Annotated in this window: 6 protein-coding genes; all 6 read left to right on the top strand. The window is 29.8% G+C overall.

Annotated features, from left to right (window positions below):
* On the top strand, positions 1 to 178 hold a 178-nt coding region (locus F564_RS19640; protein ID WP_034981941.1), incomplete at its 5' end, for an IS3 family transposase.
* A 75-nt stretch (positions 179 to 253) separates the two neighbouring features.
* Positions 254 to 748, top strand: a complete 495-nt coding sequence (locus tag F564_RS0117300; RefSeq protein ID WP_154656919.1) for a hypothetical protein — start codon at positions 254 to 256, stop codon at positions 746 to 748.
* 127 nt (positions 749 to 875) lie between these two features.
* Positions 876 to 1,271 (top strand): hypothetical protein, encoded by a 396-nt coding sequence (locus tag F564_RS0117295; RefSeq protein WP_228373933.1) that lies wholly within the window; start codon positions 876 to 878, stop codon positions 1,269 to 1,271.
* A gap of 1 nt (position 1,272) precedes the next feature.
* Positions 1,273 to 2,502, top strand: a complete 1,230-nt coding sequence (locus tag F564_RS0117290; protein WP_028123692.1) for a primase-helicase family protein — start codon at positions 1,273 to 1,275, stop codon at positions 2,500 to 2,502.
* 221 nt (positions 2,503 to 2,723) lie between these two features.
* The gene (locus F564_RS19635) at positions 2,724 to 3,602 is read left to right on the top strand and encodes a toprim domain-containing protein (RefSeq protein WP_076605691.1); all 879 of its coding nucleotides are present in this window, start codon (positions 2,724 to 2,726) and stop codon (positions 3,600 to 3,602) included.
* A 145-nt stretch (positions 3,603 to 3,747) separates the two neighbouring features.
* On the top strand, positions 3,748 to 4,086 hold the full coding sequence (locus F564_RS19630; protein WP_051259730.1) for a hypothetical protein: 339 nt from the start codon (positions 3,748 to 3,750) through the stop codon (positions 4,084 to 4,086).
* Positions 4,087 to 4,258: the final 172 nt, after the last annotated feature.

Here is a 4,258-nt window from a genome sequence, read left to right as displayed (position 1 = left end):
ATCATTAAAGACGGAACTCATTTATGGCAACAAGCTCATTACAAAAGAAAAAATGGAGCTGGAAATTTTTGAATACATCGAAATTTGGTACAATAAAAAAAGACGTCACAGTACACTGAAATACAAAACTATTGAAGAGTTTAATAATCAAAACAAAATTTATCAAAATGTAGCTTAACTTATACTGGAATTTTTATTTGCATATCCAAATTTCATAGAATCATCAGATGATAATTATGTCTTAGAGCACGAATTGTCAACACCGAATGAGGCGGAAAGTAATACTAGCGAATTAATAACATCTGAAATAATGGTGGATGATATTATTGAAAAACAAAAATTATCTTTATTGCAAAGCGAAAAAAAGATGTTAAATTGTTTTTTAGCCTATACGAAAATAACAATGGAACCATATGCAACATCCGACGAACTTAAGAAATTAGAGGATTATATAGAAATATATTCCTCAAAAAAATCTATAACTTCTTTTGAAGCCTTGATTAAAACTAGAGAATTAAGTAGCGATGATTTAATCAATTTTGGCTATAATATGGTAAATCATTTTGGTTTTACAAATCTAAATGAATTTGCACCAAATTTACAAAATATGTTTAAAGCGCTGGAAAAGCCTACAGTAAGTCAAAATACAATTCAGACCAGATTATATTTTCGAAAACCCTCAAAAAAGTTTAAAATTAAATGCATAAGAAATATTGAAGAATATTTAGAAAATTTTAAAATTGATTAGTTAGAAATCAAAAAGGTTAAAGTTATAACGACAATTTCAACAAGTGAAATTGTCTTTTTTTTTTCAAAAATTCAGGTGAGATATGGAAATTTCTTTTTATTCCCAACGATTAAAAAGTGATTGAAAAATGATAAAAAAAATCAAATCTCTAAAAAATCTCTCCTTTCATTTGCCCCAGATTCAATTGAATCAAAATTTAAAATATTGTCTAACACAAACAAAAACAATTATGAATTATCTAGAACTATTGCATTCTGGGGCAAATGTTAGTATTACAGTCAACTTAAAAGATTTACACGATTTACTAAAAGAAGTTTCTGGAACTTCTAATATAGAAATCAAGACTGAGGAATCGGAAGAATTTCTCAGTCGGAAAAATACTCTCACGCTTCTCAATATAGACTCATCAACCTTATGGAACTGGGAAAAAACAGGCTACATCATTTCTCATCCTTTTGGTGGACGTAAACGTTACAAAAAAAGTGATATTGAGCTTATACAAACTGGAAAAAAGGGAAAATAATATGAACCAGAATTCTCCCTATATCCGAGTCGGAACTACTTATTACAAAATTATAGAAAAACCATTGATTTCAGGAGATACCACCGCGGTTTTGGTTCGTTGGAATCGCGAAACCATCATTAGCGATCACGGCAAATCTTTCCTTTCATTGGTTCCTAAATTTGATGGATTTTGTTGTATTCCAGAGCATATAAATTATCAACAAATTGTTCAAGGCTTCTATAATCTTTATAATAAAATCCCATTTTTACCGTCATCTGAAAATACAAATTTCAAAAATGAAATTCCCTTTTCTCTGAATTTTGTCAAACATATTTTTGCGGAACAAATGGAATTGGGTTTGGATTATTTAAAAATTCTTTTGCAATATCCAATTCAAACACTACCAATTCTCTGTTTGGTAAGTAAAGATAGGTCTACCGGTAAATCAACTTTTATCAAATGGTTGAAAGAAATTTTCGGATTAAATATGACTTATATCAAAGGAGATTCTTTCGGAAGCCAATTTAACAGCGATTGGGCAGCAATGCTACTAGTTGCAATCGATGAGGTGTTTTTTGATAAAAAGGAAATAACAGAACGACTAAAATATCTTTCAACAACAAACAAGGACAAGCTGGAATCTAAAGGAAAGGATAGAGAAGAAATTGATTTTTTTGCCAAATTTATTTTGTGCTCAAATAACGAGGAAAGTTTCATTCAAATCGATGAAGAAGAAATCAGGTTTTGGGTTTTGAAAGTTAATACTATAGAAGTTGAAGATACAGAGTTTCTAAAAAATCTCATTACAGAAATACCGTTTTTTTTAAGGTTTTTAATCGAAAGACCTTTTTCAACCGAGAAGAAAACGAGAATGTGGTTTTCGGCAGATGAAATTAGGACAAAGGCACTTCAAAAGCTTGTTTTCAAAAGTAATAACAAGTTAGAGTCTAAAATGATTGAGCTGCTGTATGAATTTTTTGAAAGCAACGATAACAAAGAAATCAATATTGTTCCGCAAGATATTCTAAATATGATGAACAGGATGTTTAGGCAATCATATTGGACAAGAAACGACATTCGAAATATTTTAAAAGAAACTTGGAAACTAAATCCGCAGAACAATGGTTTGACATATATCAGATATGATATTGATTTTGCAGGAACATTCTATCAGAATAATTCTGTGGGTCGATTTTTCAACATAAAAAAAGATTTTATTCTTCATAAATATGATGAAATGTTGAGTTAGTTTGTAATAGATTTAAAATCAATTACTTACTTCTATACAAATTGCTCAACAAACTTTTGAATCTAACTTTTGTTGAAGGTTTGTTGAGTTTAAAAACTAAAGTTTGTTGAAGTGTTGACCTTTTGTTGAGGACTTAAGATTTTGAAATTCAATTATATAAAATCGTTTCTCTCAACATTTTTCCAAAATACAACAATTATAATATTCGAAAAATTTACCATATGAATTGCACCCAACTTAATAATATACCGTTGGAAGAATTCCTCCAAAATCGGGGACACCTTCCAACAAAACAAACGGAAAAAGAAGCGTGGTATCTCAGTCCTTTTGGAACAGAAAAATATGCCTCTTTTAAACTTAATAAAAATCTAAACTTTTGGTATTTGTTTTCCGAAGGAATTGGAGGAAACAATGTTGATTTTATGAAAAAATATTTTAGTTTTTCAGTAAAAGAAGTTTTACAATGGGCAGATAAAAACAATTTTTCTTCTTTTCAAAATCAAAATTTTCAAGGTCAGAAATTTGAGAATGTATCTAAAGCTTATGAAATTATTGAAGTGTCAGAGATTCAGCATCCCGCCTTGATAGAATATTTAGTAACAAGAAGAGTAGACGAGCAAATTGGTTTCTTAAAGGAAATTAGTTATCGGATAAATGATAAAAATTACTTCGGAATTGGATTTAAAAACGATTCTGGAGGTTACGAAATTCGTAATAAATACTCCAAAATTTGTTTGGGCAAAAAGGATATTTCTACAATAAAAAATGGTTCAGAAAACTTGAATGTTTTTGAAGGCTTTTTTGATTTTCTTTCATTTAAGAATATTGAAAAATCGTTGGAGGATAAGTCCTCAGATTTCCTGATTTTAAATTCTGTGTCGATGATTTCCAGTGTTAAGAATTTGTCCACCAATTATAAAAATGTCAAGCTTTATCTCGATAACGATGAAGCAGGAAACAGAGCAGTTGAAATGATTAAAAATGAAACTCACAACGAAGAAGATTGTCGGGTTTTGTATTCGGGTTTCAAAGACTTAAATGATTGGTTAATTCACAAAAATCCATCAAATGAATGGCAAAGGAAATACAAGAGAAGGTGAGTAAAATAAATACAGGCAAGATATGGTGGGATGCTCGTGCAAAAAGTACTATAGAGCCGACAATAAGCATTGCTTATTTTTCTTTCTATCATTTTTGGATTCTTCCTCTCGTCAGAATCATTAGAAAAAACTGAAAATAAAACAAATGAATGAAGATTTTTTAAATGCATTTATACGAGATGCAACACGACAACAAGAGCAGAAATTAAATGCTGAAAAAAGAAAAACATTCTATTCTGAAATTGGTCGAAAAGGTGGTTTGAAAAAGAAAACTGCAAATCATTATTCCAAAAAAATTTCCATAAGATTTACAGAAAAGGAATATGAAAATCTTTTAAAAACTGCTGTTAAAAACAAGCTTAAAACTGCTGTTTTAATTAGACAGATTTTGACTGAATATTCCGCTGTAAACTACACCACCATTCCGAGGCAAAGTGCACCACTTATTCCGAGACAAAGTGCACCACTTAAATGCATTATTTAAGAAAAAATCGCGAATTATATTTTTTAATGACTCATTAAAAAAGTGTGACATTCCGACACAAAGTACACCACTGAGGTTCAAGTAAACAAATTAATTGCTAGTTTAAATTCCACAAGAATAAAAGCTAGCATTATGGCAAATAAACCTCTACGTATGCAAAAAATTAAACAGA

The organism is Epilithonimonas tenax DSM 16811 (genome assembly GCF_000428485.1).
Taxonomy (GTDB): domain Bacteria; phylum Bacteroidota; class Bacteroidia; order Flavobacteriales; family Weeksellaceae; genus Epilithonimonas; species Epilithonimonas tenax.
This window is presented reverse-complemented; position numbering and strand designations above follow the sequence as displayed.

Bases quoted from the DNA above. Each gene is read 5' to 3' on its own strand.
- F564_RS0117295 (WP_228373933.1), top strand. From the start codon at position 876: ATGATAAAAAAAATCAAATCTCTAAAAAATCTCTCCTTTCATTTGCCC.
- F564_RS0117290 (WP_028123692.1), top strand. From the start codon at position 1,273: ATGAACCAGAATTCTCCCTATATCCGAGTCGGAACTACTTATTACAAA.
- F564_RS19635 (WP_076605691.1), top strand. From the start codon at position 2,724: ATGAATTGCACCCAACTTAATAATATACCGTTGGAAGAATTCCTCCAA.
- F564_RS19630 (WP_051259730.1), top strand. From the start codon at position 3,748: ATGAATGAAGATTTTTTAAATGCATTTATACGAGATGCAACACGACAA.